This is a genomic window from Pseudomonas sp. 50_B, from assembly GCF_017491625.1.
Classification (GTDB): Bacteria; Pseudomonadota; Gammaproteobacteria; order Pseudomonadales; family Pseudomonadaceae; genus Aquipseudomonas; species Aquipseudomonas danubii.
In genome coordinates this window covers 81,150-98,859 of sequence record NZ_JAFGYX010000005.1, presented here as the reverse complement: position 1 = coordinate 98,859, position 17,710 = coordinate 81,150, and the positions used below count along the sequence as shown (strand labels likewise).

Here is a 17,710-nt window from a genome sequence, read left to right as displayed (position 1 = left end):
TGCAGGCCATTTGATGCATTTCACATCGGTCAAGGGAGGGCGTGATGAATATCCGCAGTTGGCTGGCTCTCGCCGTCGTAGCTGGGTTGCTCTATGCCCTTGGCTTCGTCAGCGGTGCCGGCAGCGAACGCAGTAAGCAGCAGCGCCTGGACGAGGCTCGACTGCAACAATCCTTCGAGCAGGGCCAGGCGTTGGGCAGGGTCAAGGAGAAGGTGGTGGTCGAGTACGTCGATCGCGTCGTCAAGGTCTATCAGGCGGGCGCCACTATCACCAAGGAGGTTCCTATCTATGTTTCGAAAGCGGCTGATAACGCCTGCGTTGTACCTGCTGGTTTTGTCCGGGTGCACGACGCCGGTGCCGCCAACCTGCCCGTGGCCGCAGGCCCCGGCGTCGCTGATGACGCCGCCTCGGGCCTTGCACTCTCTACCGTCGCCGCCAGCGTCGTCGACAACTACAGCCAATGCCACGCAAACGCCGAGCAACTGAAAGCATTGCAGCAGTGGGTGCGAAAGTCTCAGGCGTTGTTGCAAGGTGCCCCGGCGATGCACTGACGGCCTTGAGACATTTATGAGATGGATCGCTGCCGCGGTGTGGGGCAGTTGAAATCAAATGGACTTGTCGATGTTAAAAGAATGCAGATGTGGTCATTGCAAACGACTGCTCGCCCGTGTGGGTGACTTTACCGAGCTCCAGATCAAATGTTCCCGCTGCGGAACCTTGAATCATGTGAAGGCCTCGAGCCTTGGGCAATCGCCTTTGAGCGACATGAAAACGCCACTCTCAGTGACGGACCATTCCACTCAAAGGTGAAAAATATGAACGCAGTAACCATGGGCAAGCACTTCATTACCGTATTCCCAAAAGGGATTGTGGAGATCGTTTCGGCCGCTCAAAACACCGGTGGCTTGATCATCCAGACGGGGTTGATCAAGACCTCGACCGGTGTTGTCGACCTGTATGTGGGACCGACCGGCTCTTCCATCTCCAATTCGGCCGTCATCTTCTCTGGCAACGGCTCTAGCATTTCCGGCAGCGACTCCGAGATTGTCATGCCGTACCCGATCCGTATTCCCGCAGGCCAGGCACTGTGGGCATACGCATCCACTCCGGGTGGCGCGATAGCTTTGACTTGGGACTTGCTGGCCTGACCTGGCTGCGCAGAGAAGAGGGATCAACGGGCGCCGGTGCTTTTGCTCATTTCGGCAGGCTTTGATCGCTGGACTGGCCGCGTCAGCTTGGTGGCTGGCGCTGTTCCTGACGCAATGATGGACTGTTCGCGCCAGATCCTCTGAAGCCTTGTTCCAGAGCTGTTGGTTTTCCTGACAGCTTGTCACTTGCAAGCCTTCTTTCCTGGTGTACGGTAAGCACACGCCAGCCCCATCAGGAGAGAACTGTGAAAGAAATTACCCAGCTTGCCGCTGAACTCGGTCGGCGTCTGCAGGTTCTGAATGCCCACGTCACCACGGCGGAGTCCTGCACTGGCGGCGGGATTGCCGAGGCGATCACGCGGATCCCGGGCAGTTCGGCCTGGTTTGAGGCCGGTTATGTCACCTATTCCAACCGCCAGAAGACCCTCCAATTGAATGTGCCGGCCGATTTGTTCAATTCGGTTGGTGCGGTCAGTCGTGAAGTGGTAGAGGCCATGGTCCGTGGGGCACAGGCCAAGAGTCATGCGCATTTTGCGGTGGCGGTCAGTGGTATCGCTGGGCCGGATGGCGGTTCTGCGCAGAAGCCGGTGGGTACGGTTTGGCTGGCCTGGGGTGCGGGAGAGACGTTGACCTCCGAGTGCCGGCACTTCCCCGGGAATCGCGATGAGGTTCGCCGACAAACGGTGAAGGCCGCGCTAGAGGGGTTGCTGCAACACGCTGCAGCAGAAATCGCAAATCAGGGGTAGGCGATCCTCGAGCGCTGTGGAATAATACTGGCTACTTATACAGGTGTTGGCCGTCAGGCCTTATTGATTACGTGAGGACTTTAATGGACGACAACAAGAAGAAAGCCTTGGCTGCGGCCCTGGGTCAGATCGAACGTCAATTCGGCAAGGGTGCCGTAATGCGTATGGGCGATCATGACCGTCAGGCGATCCCGGCCATTTCCACTGGCTCTCTGGGTCTGGACATTGCTCTGGGCATTGGCGGTCTGCCAAAAGGCCGTATCGTTGAAATCTACGGCCCTGAGTCGTCCGGTAAGACCACTCTGACCCTGTCGGTCATTGCCCAGGCGCAGAAAGCCGGTGCCACTTGTGCCTTCGTCGACGCGGAGCACGCGCTGGATCCGGAATACGCCGGCAAGCTGGGTGTCAACGTCGACGACCTGCTGGTTTCTCAGCCGGATACCGGCGAGCAGGCCCTGGAAATCACCGACATGCTGGTGCGCTCCAACGCGGTTGACGTGATCATCGTCGACTCCGTGGCGGCCCTGGTGCCCAAGGCTGAAATCGAAGGCGAGATGGGTGACATGCACGTTGGCCTGCAAGCCCGCCTGATGTCCCAGGCGCTGCGTAAAATCACCGGTAACATCAAGAATGCCAACTGCCTGGTGATCTTCATCAACCAGATCCGCATGAAGATCGGCGTGATGTTCGGCAGCCCGGAAACCACCACCGGTGGTAACGCGCTGAAGTTCTACGCTTCGGTTCGTCTGGATATCCGTCGTACCGGTGCGGTGAAGGAAGGCGACGAGGTAGTCGGTAGCGAAACCCGAGTCAAGATCGTCAAGAACAAGGTGGCTCCGCCGTTCCGTCAGGCCGAGTTCCAGATTCTTTACGGCAAGGGTATCTACCTCAACGGCGAAATCATCGATCTGGGCGTGCTGCATGGTTTCCTGGAGAAATCCGGTGCCTGGTACAGCTACCAGGGCAACAAGATCGGCCAGGGCAAGGCCAACTCGGCCAAGTTCCTGCAGGACAATCCGGAAATCGGCAACGCGTTGGAGAAGCAGATCCGCGAGAAGCTGCTGACCGCTTCGCCAGACGTCAAAGCCAATCCGGTCAAAGAGACCGAAGACGATATGGCCGACGCTGATATCTGATTGATCCAATGACCGCCGTACTCGATACCCTCGTCGCGGTGCGGCGAACAGCAATGGACCTGCTCGCGCGACGCGAGCACGGTCGAGTCGAGCTGACGCGTAAACTGCGTCAGCGCGGCGCTCCTCCTGAAATGATCGAAGTCGCCCTGGACCGTTTGACGGAAGAGGGGCTGCTGTCCGAATCCCGTTATCTCGAAAGTTTTGTTTCCTATCGTGCGCGCTCAGGTTACGGGCCGATGCGTATTCGCGAAGAGCTCAGCCAGCGTGGCTTGCAGCGAGGTGATATCGATCTTGCGCTGCGCGAGTGCGGTATCGACTGGCAAGAGCAGTTGCGAGACGTCTGGCAGCGCAAGTTTGCCGGGCAGTTTCCTGTGGATGCCCGTGAACGGGCCAAGCAAGGGCGCTTTCTGAGTTATCGCGGGTATTCCATGGACATGATCGGCCGTCTATTGAGCGGCCGAGGGATGGATGACTGAAGTTGTACCCGCTGCCTGGTGCAGCGGGTGATGGTGCAGGTCAGCTGACTTTGCTGGTTTCTCGTGCGCGCTGGCGGGTCTCGGATTGTTGCCTGGTCCAGTTCTCCGGCAGGTTGATAAAGTCGATCAGTTCCCGCAGACGGCCGTTGTCACGAGCGTTGAAAACGAACGATAGCCGCGTCAGATGGCTGAACTGAACTTCGTCGTGCTCCTCTCCACTGTAGGTATGTTGCCGAAACTGGCCACTCAGGCACAGGTCGGCGAATGCTGTCTGCATGTGTTCCAGCGCCTGCTCATTGAGGCTGTGGTTCATGCGGATGACAAACTCCTGTTTCAGCCAGCGGCTGGAGTGGAAGTTGGCGTAGAACTGCTGGATTTCCTTAACTGCTTCTTCGGTGCTGTGTACCAGGCGCACCAGCTTCATGTCGCTGGGCAGGATGTAGCGATTGGCCTCCAGTTGGTTATGGATGAAGTCCAGGGCGCCTTGCCAGAACTGCCCGCCAGGTGCGTCCAGCAATACCACCGGTACCAGAGGGCTTTTGCCGGTCTGGATCAGGGTCAGGACCTCCAGGGCTTCGTCCAGGGTGCCGAAACCACCAGGGCAAAGCACCAGGGCATCGGCTTCCTTGACGAAAAACAGCTTGCGTGTGAAGAAAAAGTGGAACGACAGCAGGTTTTCCGTGCCGTCCACAGTGGGGTTGGCATGCTGTTCGAAGGGCAGGGTGATGTTGAAGCCCAGGCTGTGCTCCAGCCCTGCGCCATCATGAGCCGCTGCCATGATGCCGCCGCCAGCGCCGGTGATCACCATCAGGTCCGAGCGGGCCAGGGCCGCTCCCAGTTCCTTGGCCATGGCATAAAGCGGATGTTCGCTGGGCGTTCGCGCCGAGCCGAATACCGTCACTTTGCGCCGGCCCTTGAACTGTTCCAGTACCCGGAAGGCATGTTCCAGCTCGCGTAGCGCTTGCAGGGTAATCTTGGCGTTCCAGCGGTTGAGGTCGTCCTCGGCCATGCGCAGGACGGTGAGAACCATGTCGCGGTAGAGGGGGATATTCGGGCTGTTGGGGGCAATCTGGTTGAGTTGCGCTTCGACCTGGCTTGTGAGGTCGACGCCCTTGCTTTGGAAATGACGAGTTAACAGGTCATTCGATTGGTAAGGCATTCAGCTTCTCCTTCTGCACAGAACCTTGTGCACGGCCGAGGTATTCGAACGTGCCACGACACAACCTGTGTCGCTGCCTGCTCAGCCCAGCGTGTGAGCAACTCTCTTGACCCGATCACCGCTGACCGTCGCTGGGCAGCAATCGAGGTATCCACAGAGGTTCTGCTTTCCTTTATTAAGAAAAAATGCACTGCAAGACGCACAAGAACGGCCTCCTGAACCGTCCTGGAACAATCGATGGGAACCTTCGGACATGACTTGATCATGTGCCCATAAAGTCTTGGCTGGCAACCGCTTCTTAGTGAATTTAGCGGCCTTGGCACCATTGGTCAGGCGCCGCGGCAAGGGCTCGAGCCTCTGATTTACTAAAGTGCAGCGCTCGGTTCAGGAGCCGGCTCCAGGAAGGGGGCGCGGCCATCCGTCCGTACAAGCCTAGGGCAGGGAGGCAAGGGATGACCACTGTCGTGTTGGAAGTCGATCCGCAGTTGTACCAGCTGTTGCAAGCTGCGGCGGCAGCCCATCATTTGAGTCTTGAGGAAGAGTGCCGGCGTCGCTTGGCGGGGGAGGAGCGGCCTTCGCGATATCTGCAGGCCCTGGTAGCGGAGTTGCGCGCCGATGATCAGCAGCGGCGCGCGTCCCGTCCTTGATTCACTTCTTCTTGGGCGTGTTTTGGGAAGGGCAATCCGATTCCTGGAAGCGCGCCGAGGCTACAGGGCGATTGGTGCGGTTTTCGGTGAACTCGTAGCGCATGACTGCGCCTTTGGCCATCAGCTTGCGGTAGTTGGGGTTACGGCAGACGCTGGCACCCAGCTGCAAGTAGACGGCCTTGGGGTTGGCACGCATTTGTTCGGCGTGGCCGGCCTGGACGCTGAGGTGATTGATCAACTCCTTGCCTTCAACGGTATAACCCTGATCGAGAATGTTCTCGTTGACTTCCCGGGGAGTGCCGACGTTGCTTTCCGCAGCGACCTTCTCCAGCATTTTGCTCAGTTCGAACTCTTGCAAGGACGCAGCCTGGACACCCAGGGGCAAGGCCAGCAGAAGGGCGACGGTAGGGATGGTAAAGCGCAACATGAAACTCTCCTGGTGCAGTGACTGATGCTTCGACCAGCCACTCGACTGTGCGTTCAGTGGCGACGAATTATAGGGGGAGAGCTAGGAAGGCGGTACAGGTTTGAACAGATGGCTCTGATAAACTTGTCCGACTTTTTACCCCTTCGAGTTATTTCCGTGTCTATTCCTGTCCTTTGCCGGTGTGCTCAGCGATGAGCCATGCGGTATCCCGTCTACGTGATCTGCGCATGGCTCGTGCGGTCAAACCCTTTTTTGCGCGGGGCTCACGCGCTGAGCGCTGCCCGCGTTGCCGAGTGATTCCCAGCCATTGCCTGTGTGCCTGGCGGCCCAAGGTCAGCGCCGAGTCGGCCATGTGCCTGGTGATGCACGATGTGGAGCCGCTCAAACCGAGTAATACCGGCTGGTTGATCGCTGATGTGATTGCCGATACCTGGGCGTTTCACTGGTCCCGTACCGAAGTCGATCCGCAATTGCTGGCCTTACTGGCTGATCCGCAGTGGCAGCCTTATATCGTCTTTCCCGGAGAGTTCGTGGCCCCCGAGCGAGTGGTCAGCGAGGTCCGGCAGGAGGAAGGCAAGCGCCCGCTGTTCATTCTGCTGGATGCCACCTGGAGCGAAGCCCGCAAGATGTTTCGCAAGAGCCCCTATCTTGAGCACTTGCCGGTGCTTAGCCTGTCATCGGAGAAGCTCTCGCGCTACAAGTTGCGGCGCTCCAAGCGTGATGACCATTTCTGTACCGCCGAGGTAGCTGCCCTGTGCCTGGAGTTGGCGGGGGACGAGCAGGTCAGCCAGGTCATGGACGCCTACCTTGACGTATTCAGCACTCATTACCTGTCGGCGAAGTTCCAGAAGGCCATCGATCCTCTGGATGAAGTGCACTCCCGGCTCAAGCCCTTTGTGTAGTGGCGGCGCTGGCCAGGGGTTTTTGCGGCCATAGCTGGGCCACCAACATGCCGCTGAGCATGAGTGCGCAGCCGAAGTAACCGCGCAGCTGCAGTGATTCATCCAGCAGCCAGGCCCCGGCGATGGCGGCAAACACGGCTTCGAGGGACAGAATGATTGCCGCGTGGGAGGCGATCGCGTCCCTCTGGGCAATCACTTGCAGGGTGTAGCCGATGCCGACAGCAATCACGCCCCCGTAAAGAATGGCCGGACCGGCGGCGACAATCGCGTTCCAGTGAATCGGCTCCAGGCACAGCGCAAGGATCAGGCTCACCACCGAACAGGTGGCAAATTGTAGGAAGGCCAGGCGAATCGGGTCGTGGCGGCTGGCGAATACGCCCACCAGAATCACGTGTGCGCCCCAGACAAAGGCGCCGATCAATTGCAGCCAGTCGCCGGACGCAACGTGAAAGCTGTCGCTGACGGTCAACAGGAACATGCCCACCACGGCCAGCACCGCGCCGAGCCAGGTACCTAGTCCCGTCTTGTGGCCGATCAGCAGTCCCAGCAGCGGCACTACAATGACGTAGAGCCCGGTGATGAACCCGGCATTGGTTACGCTGGTAAACATCAGACCGACCTGCTGCAGGTTGATCCCCAGAGTAAGGGCCAGGCCCATGAGTACGCCGCCAAGCAACAGGCCACAATTGAGCGGGGGGGCAGGGTGGCGGTCGGCGGGCGTTCTGCGTAGTACCAGTGGTAGCAGGCAGAGTGAGCCCAGAGCAAAACGCAGGCCGGAATAGAGGAAGGGGCCGATATGATCCATGCCGGAGGATTGTGCGACAAACGCAGCCCCCCAGATGACAGCGGTGATCAGCATCAGGACATCGGCACGCAAGGCTTGGCTTCGCATGAGGGCTCTCTTATTAGTTAGCTGGCTAAGATGCCGCAAAGCTTCACGCTTGACCACCCTGGCTTCGCTGGGCATGCTTGGCGCCGATTAGGGCGCCAGCGCTGTTTGAACCACCGTTTTGCTCAGGCTTTTCGCGGTGTTCGTGCTCTTTGGGTATCGCATTCTGGCGAGCCCCCATGTTGCTGGGTGAGGGCTGAATGCATCAGTCCTGCCATGAAAAACAGGATCATTTGAAAAATGGCCACATACGAAATCCTGATTGCCGATGACCACCCGCTTTTTCGCAGTGCACTGCATCAAGCTGTCACTCTGGGCTTGGGTCCTGATGTGCGTCTGGTGGAAGTGGCGAGCATCGCCGAGCTGGAAGCCCGCCTCACCGAAAAAGCTGACTGGGATCTGGTGCTGTTGGACCTGAACATGCCTGGTGCCTACGGTTTTTCTGGCCTGGTGCTGTTGCGCGGGCAGTATCCGCAGATTCCGGTGGTGATGGTTTCGGCGCAGGAAGAAGCGTCCGTCATGGTTCGTTCCCGCGAGTTCGGGGCCAGCGGTTTCATTCCCAAGTCCAGCTCCCTGGAAGTCATTCAGCAGGCGGTGCGCAGCGTCCTTGATGGTGACGTCTGGTGGCCGCCGCAAGCTTTTGAAGAAGTCAGTGTTTCGGCGGAAGCCAAGGCCGCGAGCGAAGGCCTGGCAAGCCTGACGCCTCAGCAGTTTCGGGTACTGACCATGGTCTGCGAGGGGTTGTTGAACAAGCAGATCGCTTATGAGCTGAGTGTTTCCGAGGCGACAATCAAGGCTCACGTGACGGCAATTTTCCGCAAGCTCGGGGTTCGCACCCGGACCCAGGCGGCCTTGCTCTTGCAACAACTTGAGTCAATTTCCAGCCATTAACCCACGGGTTGTTCACGCTTTTTTGACTTTGGTTGAACTAGTTTCCCCACTCCTCTTTTCAGTTGCTCAGCTTATGTCGCCTTTCAAAGGTCAAACCGGTCTCAAACGTATCCTCAACGCCGCCGGCTATTCGTTCGATGGCTTGCGCGCCGCCTTCACCGGCGAGGCGGCATTTCGTCAGTTGGTGTTGCTCAACGTGATCCTGATTCCCTTGAGCTTCCTGCTCAACGTCAGCCGGGTCGAGCGCGCGCTGCTGATTGCCGTGTGCCTGCTGGCGCTGATCGTCGAATTGCTCAACTCGGCGGTGGAGGCAGCGATCGACCGGATTTCCCTGGATCGTCACCCGTTGTCGAAGAACGCCAAGGACATGGGCAGCGCGGCGCAGTTTGTCGCCCTGAGCATGATCACCATCGTGTGGGCCGTGATCCTGATCTAAGGAATGCTCGGCAGGACGATTTCGTCGCTGCGCTGTACCCCGGCGGTAAAGGAGCGGCACAGTTCGAGGAACTCGCGCATGGCTGAAGTCTGATACTTCTGTTTATGCCAGATGAAGTAGAACTGCCGGGCCAGATCCAGGCCCGGTGTTTCCACTGGCACCAGGCTGCCACGACGAAAGGCATCTCGCAGCGCCAGCCTGGAGATGCAACCAATCCCCAATCCCGACTCCACTGCACGCTTGATGGCCTCGGTGTGCTCCAGTTCCAGGCGGATGTTCAGCGCGCTGCGATGATGACGCATGGCCTGGTCGAAGGTCAGGCGGGTCCCGGAACCCTGCTCCCGGAGAATCCAGGCTTCGTGGGTCAGTTCCTCCATGGTGGCGTGGCCGCGTTTGGCCAAAGGGTGCTGGGGCGCGCAGAACACCACAAGCTCATCCTCGACCCAGGTTTGCACCTCGATATCCGGGTGACTGCAGTCGCCTTCGATTAGACCCAGATCAATTTCGTAGTGGGCCACCTGTTGCACGATATGCGCAGTGTTTTGCACATGGAGCTTCACCTGGCTTTCCGGATGCACCTGCATGAAGCTGCCGATCAGCAGGGTCGCCAGGTAGTTGCCAATGGTCAGGGTCGCGCCCACCGACAGCGAGCCGAATCCGGACTTGCCATTGAGCAGGTCCTCGATCTCCTTGGCCTGGTCCAGCAGTGCCACCGCTTGTGGCAAAAGCTGTTTGCCCAGGGCGTTGAGGCTCAGGCGCTTGCCGGCGCGATCAAACAGCTGGCAACTGGATTGGCGCTCGAGCTCGGTGATCGAGGTGCTGGCCGCCGATTGCGACAGGGCCAGAAGCCCGGCAGCACGAGAAACGCTCTCTTGCTGGGCGACGGCGACGAAGACTTGCAGTTGACGGAGAGTAAATCGCATATCGATATAACCGATAACCCTTATCTTAATAATCCAGTTAACAGATATTGTCGCCGCCATTAGAATGCTGTGCAATTGCGCTCATGGTTAGCGCAGGCAATTTCTAGGAGCCCCCGTACATGAGCAACATGAACCACGAGCGTGTCCTCAGTGTTCATCACTGGAATGACACTCTGTTCAGCTTCAAGTGCACCCGCGACCCGGGTCTGCGCTTCGAGAACGGTCAGTTCGTGATGATCGGCCTGCAACAGCCCAATGGCCGTCCGCTTATGCGTGCCTACTCCATTGCCAGCCCGAACTGGGAAGAGCATCTCGAATTCTTCAGCATCAAGGTTCCAGACGGTCCGTTGACTTCCCAACTGCAGCATCTGAAGGAAGGCGACGAGATCATCATCAGCAAAAAGCCTACCGGCACCCTGGTGCTGGATGACTTGAAGCCGGGCAAACACCTGTATCTGCTCAGCACCGGCACCGGACTGGCGCCGTTCATGAGCGTGATCCAGGATCCGGAAACCTACGAGCGTTTCGAAAAAGTGATCCTGTGCCACGGCGTTCGCTACGTCAACGAAGTCGCCTACCGCGAGTTCATCACCGAGCACTTGCCGCAGAACGAGTTCTTCGGCGAAGCGCTGCGTGAGAAGTTGATCTACTACCCCACCGTGACCCGCGAGCCGTTCGAGAACGAAGGCCGCCTGACCGACCTGATGCGCAGCGGCAAGCTGTTCCGCGACATCGGTCTGCCACCCATCAACCCGCAGGACGACCGAGCCATGCTGTGCGGCAGCCCAAGCATGCTGGAAGAAACCAGCGAAGTGCTCAACAGCTTCGGCCTGACCGTTTCGCCGCGCATGCGTGAACCGGGCGACTACCTGATCGAGCGCGCCTTCGTCGAGAAGTAGAAGCGAGCTTGCTCGCGAAGACCGTCCAGGCAGCGCATTGGTGCTGACTGGGCGGCTAGCAGACACAGAAAAGCCCGCGTTGCCTGGGAAGGCAACGCGGGCTTTTTCGTTTCCGGGGTTCAGCCCGCCGGGACCACTTCCAGCACCCGGATCAGCCCTGGCTCGGGGTAATGCCAGCGCACATCCAGATCCCAGAACTGCGCACCGTATTCCCGCTCGGCAGTGGGCACCTGATAGGCCGGGCGCGGATCCTGGGCCAGGCACTGCTCGATCAACTCCACCAGGGGCTCCTTAAGGCGCTGAGCGTGGATCTGAGCCTGTTGCAGGGCATTATCCTGCCACTGCACCGGAATAATCTGCGGCGTGGCGCTGGCGATGTCATTGCTCGCCGTGGAAATGATGTCGGCGTAAGGCACGTAGGGCTTGATATCGAGGATCGGCGTGCCGTCCAGCAGGTCGATGCCGGAGATCCACAGGCGGTTGGCCTCGACCTTGTCCAGCTTGACCACCGATTGGCCGATGCCGTTGGGTCTGTGGGTTGCTCGGGTAGCGAAGACCCCCATGGACTTGTTGCCCCCCAGGCGCGGCGGGCGCACCTTGAGCCGCGGCTTGTCTTCCAGGGCCTGGTGAAACAGGAACAGCAGCCAGACGTGGCTGACCTGCTCCAGCCCTTGCACCGCGTCGCCCTGATCGAAGGGCGCCACCAGCTCCAATACGCCGCGAGCGGCCGGGGCCAGTTGCGGCTGGCGCGGGATGGCGAATTTCTCCTTGAAACAGGAGCGCACGAAACCGATGGGCGAAACGCTGTAGGTCATTTGGCAAGCCTCAAGCTTTGAGCGATAAGCCGCAAGCTACAAGCCTTGAACTTGCAGCTTGAAGCTTGCAGCTGCCTTAAGCTCTAACCCGCAGGGTCAGGCCCTTGAGGAAGTTGCGCAGCAACTGGTCGCCGCAAGGGCGGTAGTTGGTGTGGCCGAACTTGCGGAACAGCGCGCTCAGCTCGGGCTTGGACACTGGGAAGTCGGCGGCCTTGAGCACGGCGTGCATGTCGTCTTCCTTGAGCTCGAAGGCCACGCGTAGTTTCTTCAGGATGATGTTGTTGGTCACCGGCAGTTCGATCGGCAGCGGCGGACGGCTTTCATCCTTGCCGCGCTTGAAGATCACCAGGCCGTCGAGGAAATGCGCCATGACTTCGTCCGGGCAGTGCACGAAGCCTTCTTCCTCGTCCTTCTTCAGGTAGCTGACGATGTCGTCCAGGCTGACCTTGAAGCCGGTGAGCTTGATGATCTCCACGACCTTCTTGTCGCTGATGTCGAGCATGTAGCGCACGCTGCGCAGTACATCGTTATGAATCATGGTTACAGTCCTGATCAATGCGCGTTGAGCGCCGCGCCAGGGCACGGCGTCTGAATGGGGGCGGCTTTAGAACTTCTCTTTGGCCGACAGGTAGCGCCACTGGCCCAGCGGCACTTTGCCGATGGACACGCCGCCGATCCGGATGCGGCGAATGGCGACGACCTTGAGGCCGACGGCTTGGCAAAACAGCGCGATCACACCCGGCTGCGGATTCTTCATGGCGAAGCGCAGGCGGTTCTCGTTCTGCCAACTGGCCTTGACCGGCGGCAGCTCGCGGCCTTTGTAGGTCAGGCCGTGGTTCAGGCGGTTGAGGCCGTGGTCGATCATCTCGCCTTCGACCTCGACCACGTATTCCTGCTCGATCTTGGCCGCATCGGCCGTCAGCTTGCGCAGCACTTTCCAGTCCTGGGTGAACACCAACAGGCCGCTGGCATTGGGTTGCAGGTCTTCACTGGCGGTCAGGCGCAGGAAATGCCCGCGCAGCGGACGTTTGCCGTAGCGGTGCTCGTCCGACAGGCTGTCGGCGCTGATGGACTGCATGGCGCTGTCCAGATCCTGGCCGGCGGGCACGTTGAGCAGGATGGTTACCGGCTCCGGGGCGGTGGCCTTGGCCTCGGGGTCGAGGACGACCTTTTGCGCGCCGACCTTGAACTGCGGTTCGTCGATGACTTCGCCGTCTACGGTGACCCAGCCGCCCTCGATGAACAGCTCAGCCTCCCGGCGGGAGCAGCCGACCAGTTCGATGAGGCGTTTGGAGAGACGAATCGGGTCAGTCATGTCAGGGGCCGTATCAAAAGAGGGCGGCTATTGTACCTGCCTGGCGCCGGTTAATCGCGGGTCCATTTGCCCGCTGTGGCTTTTAGCCGCGTCGGGCCTGCAGTTGCGGTTGTTTCAGGCGCATGTGCAGCAACGGGTAGGGCTGGCCCATGCCGTCCTGTTCGGAGCGGCCGACCACCTCAAAGCCCTGCTTGAAGTAGAAGCCCAGCGCTTGAGGGTTCTGTTCATTGACGTCCAGTTGTTGGGCGTTCAGGTGTTCCACTGCATAGTGCAGCAGTTGCCGGCCCAGGCCCTGGCCGCGATGGGCCGGGTCGATGAACAGCATCTCGATCTTGCCCGCTGCCACGCCAGCGAAACCGGTGATGCGTTGCCGCTGATCCCGGGTACAGATCAGCATCACCGCATCCAGGTAGCGGGTCAGCACCAGGTTTCTCAGCAGCTCTATATAGCTGTCCGGGAGAAAGTCGTGGGTGGCGCGAACCGAGTCTTCCCAGACACGGACCAGTTCCGGGTAGTCGCTGAGTTTGGGGGTGTGGATGACCGAGTGGTGGCGCATGCCGCTTGTCCCTGAGGTGATTGGCAAGGGCTAACGATAGACCGAAAAAAGCCCCGCATCTCGTGGCGAGAGCGGGGCTTGGCAGTTTTTTTACGCCTTACAGGGTTTCGGCCCAGAGGTCGTATTCGTCGGCGTCGGTGACCCGGCACCAGACCTTGTCACCCGGCTTCAGGTCGCCCGCACCGTCGATGAACACGTTGCCGTCGATCTCCGGCGCATCGAAGAAGCAGCGGCCCACGGCGCCATTCTCGTCGACTTCATCGATCAGCACTTCGATTTCCTTGCCGATGCGCTGTTGCAGGCGTGCCGAGCTGATTTCCTGCTGGTGCGCCATGAAGCGTTCCCAGCGGTCCTGCTTGACCTCGTCCGGGACCACTTCCAGGTCCAGGTCGTTGGCCGGTGCGCCTTCCACCGGCGAGTACTGGAAGCAACCAACACGGTCCAGCTGGGCTTCGGTCAGCCAGTTGAGCAGGTACTGGAAGTCTTCCTCGGTTTCGCCAGGGAAGCCGACGATAAAGGTCGAACGGATGATCAGCTCCGGGCAGATCTCGCGCCAGGCCTTGATCCGCGCCAGGGTCTTGTCTTCGAAGGCCGGACGCTTCATGGCCTTGAGCACTTTCGGGCTGGCGTGCTGGAACGGGATGTCCAGGTACGGCAGGATCTTGCCGGCGGCCATCAGCGGAATCAGCTCGTCCACGTGCGGGTACGGGTACACGTAGTGCAGGCGCACCCACACGCCCAGAGTACTCAGGGCCTCGCAGAGCTCGGTCATGCGGGTCTTCACCGGCGCGCCGTTCCAGAAACCGGTGCGGTACTTGACGTCCACGCCATAGGCGCTGGTGTCCTGGGAGATCACCAGCAGTTCCTTGACCCCGGACTTGACCAGGCGCTGGGCCTCGTCGAGCACATCGCCCACCGGACGGCTGACCAGCTTGCCGCGCATCGACGGAATGATGCAGAAGCTGCAGCTGTGGTTGCAGCCTTCGGAAATCTTCAGGTAGGCGTAGTGCCGTGGGGTCAGCTTGATGCCTTGCGGCGGCACCAGATCGATCAGCGGGTTGTGGTCCTGTTTCGGCGGCACCACTTCGTGCACGGCGTTGACCACTTGCTCGTACTGCTGCGGGCCGGTCACGGCCAGCACGCTAGGGTGCACGTCACGGATATTGCCTTCTTCCACGCCCATGCAGCCGGTGACGATGACCTTGCCGTTTTCCTTGATGGCTTCGCCGATCACTTCCAGGGATTCGGCCTTGGCCGAGTCGATGAAACCGCAGGTGTTGACCACCACGACATCGGCGTCCTGGTAGGTGGACACCACGTCATAGCCTTCCATGCGCAGTTGAGTGAGGATGCGCTCGGAGTCGACCAGAGCTTTTGGGCAACCCAGGGATACGAAGCCGACTTTCGGGTTGGCCGGCGCGGAGGGGGTGGACATGTCTAACCTCGGTATTGGGTATCGAATCACTTGGGGGGCAAGTGCGACGCTTGGGCGCTGGCTGCGCCTCTGATCAAAAAGTGCGCAATTCTAGCGATGGTCGAGGCGCTTGACCAGCTTTATACGGGGGAAATACGACCAGCGCTGGACTATGCTTCTTCCCGTTATGCCCGGTTGCTTTCATACGACGTTAGTTGGCGCCTTAGTGGTAATAAGAATCTGCAAATTACATGGCAAACTGCGCAACTTAAGAGAATAGCGCTTGTATAACCTTGCGCTTTCTATATAAGAAGCCCCGGTCTTGAGTAGTGGGAGTCATTGATGGGTCAGGCAAGTAGTCAGGCGGCGAGTGGCGAGCACTCCGGGGGCAAGCCTCTGGGGATGCTGGTGGCGGCGGTCGGGGTGGTGTATGGCGATATCGGCACCAGTCCGCTCTACACCCTCAAGGAGGTGTTTGCCGGCCATTATGGGGTTCAGGTCAATCATGACGGGGTGTTTGGCATCCTCGCGCTGATTTTCTGGTCGTTGGTCTGGGTCGTCTCGATCAAGTACGTACTGTTCGTCCTGCGCGCCGACAACCAGGGCGAGGGCGGTATCATGGCCTTGACCGCACTGGCCAGGCGGGCTGCCGGTTCCTATCCGCGCTTGCGTTCGATGTTGGTGATTCTGGGCCTGATCGGGGCGGCGCTGTTCTATGGCGACAGCATGATCACCCCGGCGATTTCCGTGTTGTCGGCGGTCGAGGGGCTGGAGCTGGCATTCAGCGGCCTGGAACACTGGGTGGTGCCGATGGCGCTGGTGGTGCTGGTGGCCTTGTTCCTGATCCAGAAACACGGCACTGATCGCATCGGCAAGCTGTTTGGTCCGGTGATGGTGGCCTGGTTCGTGGTCCTTGGCGGGTTGGGGGTCAACGGCATTCTCCAGCACCCGGAAGTGCTGCAGGCGCTGAACCCGATGTGGGGCGTGCGTTTCTTCATCGTTCATCCGGGCATGGGGGTCGCCATTCTCGGGGCGGTGGTGCTGGCATTGACCGGTGCTGAAGCCTTGTACGCCGACATGGGGCACTTCGGGCGCAAGCCCATCGCCCGGGCCTGGTTCGCCCTGGTGCTGCCGGCGCTGGTGCTGAACTACTTCGGCCAGGGCGCGTTGCTGCTGGAAAACCCTGAAGCCGCCCGCAACCCCTTCTACCTGCTGGCGCCGAGCTGGGCCCTGATTCCGCTGGTGGTGCTGGCCACCCTGGCCACGGTGATCGCGTCCCAGGCCGTGATTTCCGGCGCCTTCTCCCTGACTCGCCAAGCAATTCAGCTGGGTTACATCCCGCGGATGCACATTCAGCACACTTCCAGCGCCGAGCAGGGGCAGATCTACATCGGCGCGGTGAACTGGGCGCTGATGGTGGGGGTGATCCTGCTGGTGCTCGGTTTCGAGTCCTCCGGTGCCCTGGCTTCGGCCTACGGCGTGGCGGTGACCGGGACCATGCTGATCACCAGTATCCTGGTGTCGGCGGTGATCCTGCTGCTGTGGAAGTGGCCGCCGATGCTGGTGGTGCCGCTCCTGCTGGGATTCCTGTTGGTGGATGGGCTGTTCTTCGCCGCCAACGTGCCGAAGATCTTCCAGGGCGGTGCCTTCCCGGTGCTGGCGGGGATCGTGCTGTTCCTGCTCATGACCACCTGGAAACGCGGCAAGGAATTGCTGGTGGATCGCTTGGACGAAGGCGGGCTGCCGCTGCCAATCTTTATCGGCAGCATCCGCGTACAGCCGCCGCATCGGGTGCAGGGCACTGCCGTGTTCCTCACGGCCCGTCCAGACGCCGTGCCCCACGCCTTGCTGCACAATCTGCTGCATAACCAGGTGCTGCACGAACAAGTGGTGCTGTTGACGGTGGTCTACGAGGATATTCCGCGGGTGCCTGCAAATCGGCGCTTCGAGGTGGACGCCTACGGCGAAGGTTTCTTCCGGGTGATCCTGCACTTCGGTTTCACTGACGAACCGGACGTCCCGGAAGCCCTGAAACTGTGCCACCTGGACGAGCTGGACTTCAGCCCCATGCGCACCACCTACTTCCTCAGCCGTGAAACCGTGATCGCCTCCAAGCTGGTGGGCATGGCCCGCTGGCGCGAAGCGCTGTTCGCCTTCATGTTGAAGAACGCCAACGGCAACCTGCGCTTCTTCAAGCTGCCGGTGAACCGGGTGATTGAACTGGGTACTCAGGTCGAGATGTGATCCTGACCAGACAAAAGCCCCCGTTGCCTTGCGGCAGCGGGGGCTTTTTCGTTTCTACGGTTCTGTAGGAGCGGGCTTGCTCGCGATGACGGACTGGCCCTCGACATCGATGCTGATGACAGGACGGTTTCTCTCGGAGCCCACCGGCCCCGTGATCGCCCCGGCCTTTACGCGGCTAGCGCCTGCACCACATCGTCCACCACCGCCTTGCCCATGGCGGTCAGGTAGTGCGCGGCCCAGGCGTGACGATCGCTGTCCTTGCTGTAGGCGGCGTCCTCGGCAAAGGCCTTGGCCAGGGATAACAGGTCGGAGGCTTGGGCCAGGGCTTCGCCGATGGGGAGGCCGGGGCTGACCTGGAATAGCGGGCGTTCCGAGCAGTAAAGGAAAGTGATTAAGCCGACTGTTTTCAGATTTGAAAGTTGAGGCGGGTTTGTATTGTTCATGGTTCAACTCCAAGGTTTGAGGAGCTACCACGTTCGTTTCCAAGCGAATGGGTGGCAGCTATGCGCAGGTTGGAAAACCGGAAACCCAGGAAACCGGCAGACCCGAAGGCCTCCCACGCACAGCCGCCATAACAGATGGATTGCAGGCGCAAAATTTATCTGCAATCAAGCGGGGCGCTAGTTGTCAAGGTTCTTCGGGTTTCCAAGCCCGGCCGCTGAATGCTCAGCGACACCCGGAGCCTAG

The 17,710-nt window shown here is 60.0% G+C and carries 22 protein-coding genes; 12 read left to right on the top strand and 10 right to left on the bottom strand.

Annotated elements, in window-relative coordinates:
* The first annotated feature begins 44 nt into the window (after positions 1-44).
* The 6 genes from J5M73_RS08905 (at position 45) to recX (ending at position 3,506) form a co-directional block, all read left to right on the top strand.
* Positions 45-551 (top strand): hypothetical protein, encoded by a 507-nt coding sequence (locus tag J5M73_RS08905; RefSeq protein ID WP_102861422.1) that lies wholly within the window; start codon positions 45-47, stop codon positions 549-551.
* A gap of 70 nt (positions 552-621) precedes the next feature.
* Positions 622-810 (top strand): Com family DNA-binding transcriptional regulator, encoded by a 189-nt coding sequence (locus J5M73_RS08900; protein ID WP_102861720.1) that lies wholly within the window; start codon positions 622-624, stop codon positions 808-810.
* Between the two features lie 5 nt (positions 811-815).
* Positions 816-1,148 (top strand): hypothetical protein, encoded by a 333-nt coding sequence (locus tag J5M73_RS08895; RefSeq protein ID WP_102861423.1) that lies wholly within the window; start codon positions 816-818, stop codon positions 1,146-1,148.
* Positions 1,149-1,393: 245 nt separating this feature from the next.
* Positions 1,394-1,894 carry a CinA family protein gene (locus J5M73_RS08890; RefSeq protein WP_102861424.1) on the top strand — a complete coding sequence of 167 codons (501 nt, stop codon included), beginning with the start codon at positions 1,394-1,396 and terminating at the stop codon, positions 1,892-1,894.
* 83 nt (positions 1,895-1,977) lie between these two features.
* Positions 1,978-3,030 carry a recombinase RecA gene (recA, locus tag J5M73_RS08885; RefSeq protein ID WP_011059579.1) on the top strand — a complete coding sequence of 351 codons (1,053 nt, stop codon included), beginning with the start codon at positions 1,978-1,980 and terminating at the stop codon, positions 3,028-3,030.
* Between the two features lie 8 nt (positions 3,031-3,038).
* Entirely contained in the window at positions 3,039-3,506 is a 468-nt protein-coding gene (recX, locus tag J5M73_RS08880) for a recombination regulator RecX (protein ID WP_102861425.1), read from the top strand.
* 40 nt (positions 3,507-3,546) lie between these two features.
* Here the strand turns inward: recX and J5M73_RS08875 are convergent, their stop codons facing one another.
* Entirely contained in the window at positions 3,547-4,665 is a 1,119-nt protein-coding gene (locus J5M73_RS08875) for a TIGR00730 family Rossman fold protein (protein WP_102861426.1), read from the bottom strand.
* 452 nt (positions 4,666-5,117) lie between these two features.
* Between J5M73_RS08875 and J5M73_RS08870 the strand changes: the two genes are divergently transcribed.
* Complete coding sequence (locus tag J5M73_RS08870) at positions 5,118-5,312, top strand: hypothetical protein (RefSeq protein ID WP_102861427.1); 195 nt, start codon at positions 5,118-5,120, stop codon at positions 5,310-5,312.
* A gap of 1 nt (position 5,313) precedes the next feature.
* Here the strand turns inward: J5M73_RS08870 and J5M73_RS08865 are convergent, their stop codons facing one another.
* The gene (locus J5M73_RS08865) at positions 5,314-5,739 is read right to left on the bottom strand and encodes a quorum-sensing-regulated virulence factor family protein (RefSeq protein WP_102861428.1); all 426 of its coding nucleotides are present in this window, start codon (positions 5,737-5,739) and stop codon (positions 5,314-5,316) included.
* Positions 5,740-5,930: 191 nt separating this feature from the next.
* Here J5M73_RS08865 and J5M73_RS08860 point away from each other — a divergent pair, with 191 nt between their 5' ends.
* Complete coding sequence (locus J5M73_RS08860; protein ID WP_102861429.1) at positions 5,931-6,641, top strand: tRNA-uridine aminocarboxypropyltransferase; 711 nt, start codon at positions 5,931-5,933, stop codon at positions 6,639-6,641.
* Here the strand turns inward: J5M73_RS08860 and J5M73_RS08855 are convergent.
* A complete protein-coding gene (locus tag J5M73_RS08855) occupies positions 6,625-7,533 on the bottom strand; it encodes a DMT family transporter (protein ID WP_102861430.1) in 909 nt (302 codons plus the stop codon). The two genes, J5M73_RS08860 and J5M73_RS08855, sit on opposite strands and share 17 nt — an antisense overlap.
* Before the next feature lie 237 nt (positions 7,534-7,770).
* On the opposite strand from J5M73_RS08855, the gene erdR reads away from it, so the two are divergent.
* Both erdR and J5M73_RS08845 read left to right on the top strand, forming a co-directional pair.
* Positions 7,771-8,421 carry a response regulator transcription factor ErdR gene (gene erdR, locus J5M73_RS08850; RefSeq protein WP_102861431.1) on the top strand — a complete coding sequence of 217 codons (651 nt, stop codon included), beginning with the start codon at positions 7,771-7,773 and terminating at the stop codon, positions 8,419-8,421.
* Positions 8,422-8,494: 73 nt separating this feature from the next.
* A complete protein-coding gene (locus J5M73_RS08845) occupies positions 8,495-8,857 on the top strand; it encodes a diacylglycerol kinase (protein ID WP_011059587.1) in 363 nt (120 codons plus the stop codon).
* On the opposite strand, the gene J5M73_RS08840 is transcribed toward J5M73_RS08845, so the two are convergent.
* Positions 8,854-9,780, bottom strand: a complete 927-nt coding sequence (locus J5M73_RS08840; RefSeq protein ID WP_102861432.1) for a LysR family transcriptional regulator — start codon at positions 9,778-9,780, stop codon at positions 8,854-8,856. The two genes, J5M73_RS08845 and J5M73_RS08840, sit on opposite strands and share 4 nt — an antisense overlap.
* A gap of 119 nt (positions 9,781-9,899) precedes the next feature.
* Here J5M73_RS08840 and fpr point away from each other — a divergent pair, with 119 nt between their 5' ends.
* Positions 9,900-10,679, top strand: a complete 780-nt coding sequence (gene fpr / locus J5M73_RS08835; RefSeq protein ID WP_016966062.1) for a ferredoxin-NADP reductase — start codon at positions 9,900-9,902, stop codon at positions 10,677-10,679.
* Positions 10,680-10,798: 119 nt separating this feature from the next.
* Here the strand turns inward: fpr and tsaA are convergent, their stop codons facing one another.
* The 5 genes from tsaA to rimO all read right to left on the bottom strand — a co-directional run bounded on the left by tsaA (position 10,799) and on the right by rimO (position 14,800).
* Positions 10,799-11,494 carry a tRNA (N6-threonylcarbamoyladenosine(37)-N6)-methyltransferase TrmO gene (gene tsaA, locus J5M73_RS08830; protein ID WP_102861433.1) on the bottom strand — a complete coding sequence of 232 codons (696 nt, stop codon included), beginning with the start codon at positions 11,492-11,494 and terminating at the stop codon, positions 10,799-10,801.
* A 76-nt stretch (positions 11,495-11,570) separates the two neighbouring features.
* On the bottom strand, positions 11,571-12,032 hold the full coding sequence (locus tag J5M73_RS08825) for a DUF1456 family protein (protein WP_047284181.1): 462 nt from the start codon (positions 12,030-12,032) through the stop codon (positions 11,571-11,573).
* A 66-nt stretch (positions 12,033-12,098) separates the two neighbouring features.
* Positions 12,099-12,809 carry an rRNA pseudouridine synthase gene (locus J5M73_RS08820; RefSeq protein WP_102861434.1) on the bottom strand — a complete coding sequence of 237 codons (711 nt, stop codon included), beginning with the start codon at positions 12,807-12,809 and terminating at the stop codon, positions 12,099-12,101.
* Between the two features lie 82 nt (positions 12,810-12,891).
* Positions 12,892-13,365, bottom strand: coding sequence for a GNAT family N-acetyltransferase (locus J5M73_RS08815; RefSeq protein WP_102861435.1), 474 nt, complete (start codon positions 13,363-13,365; stop codon positions 12,892-12,894).
* Between the two features lie 97 nt (positions 13,366-13,462).
* Positions 13,463-14,800 carry a 30S ribosomal protein S12 methylthiotransferase RimO gene (gene rimO / locus J5M73_RS08810; protein WP_047284184.1) on the bottom strand — a complete coding sequence of 446 codons (1,338 nt, stop codon included), beginning with the start codon at positions 14,798-14,800 and terminating at the stop codon, positions 13,463-13,465.
* Positions 14,801-15,121: 321 nt separating this feature from the next.
* Here rimO and J5M73_RS08805 point away from each other — a divergent pair, with 321 nt between their 5' ends.
* Complete coding sequence (locus J5M73_RS08805; RefSeq protein ID WP_102861436.1) at positions 15,122-17,023, top strand: potassium transporter Kup; 1,902 nt, start codon at positions 15,122-15,124, stop codon at positions 17,021-17,023.
* 167 nt (positions 17,024-17,190) lie between these two features.
* Here the strand turns inward: J5M73_RS08805 and J5M73_RS08800 are convergent, their stop codons facing one another.
* Positions 17,191-17,466, bottom strand: a complete 276-nt coding sequence (locus J5M73_RS08800; RefSeq protein ID WP_102861437.1) for a DUF3077 domain-containing protein — start codon at positions 17,464-17,466, stop codon at positions 17,191-17,193.
* Between the last annotated feature and the right edge of the window lie 244 nt (positions 17,467-17,710).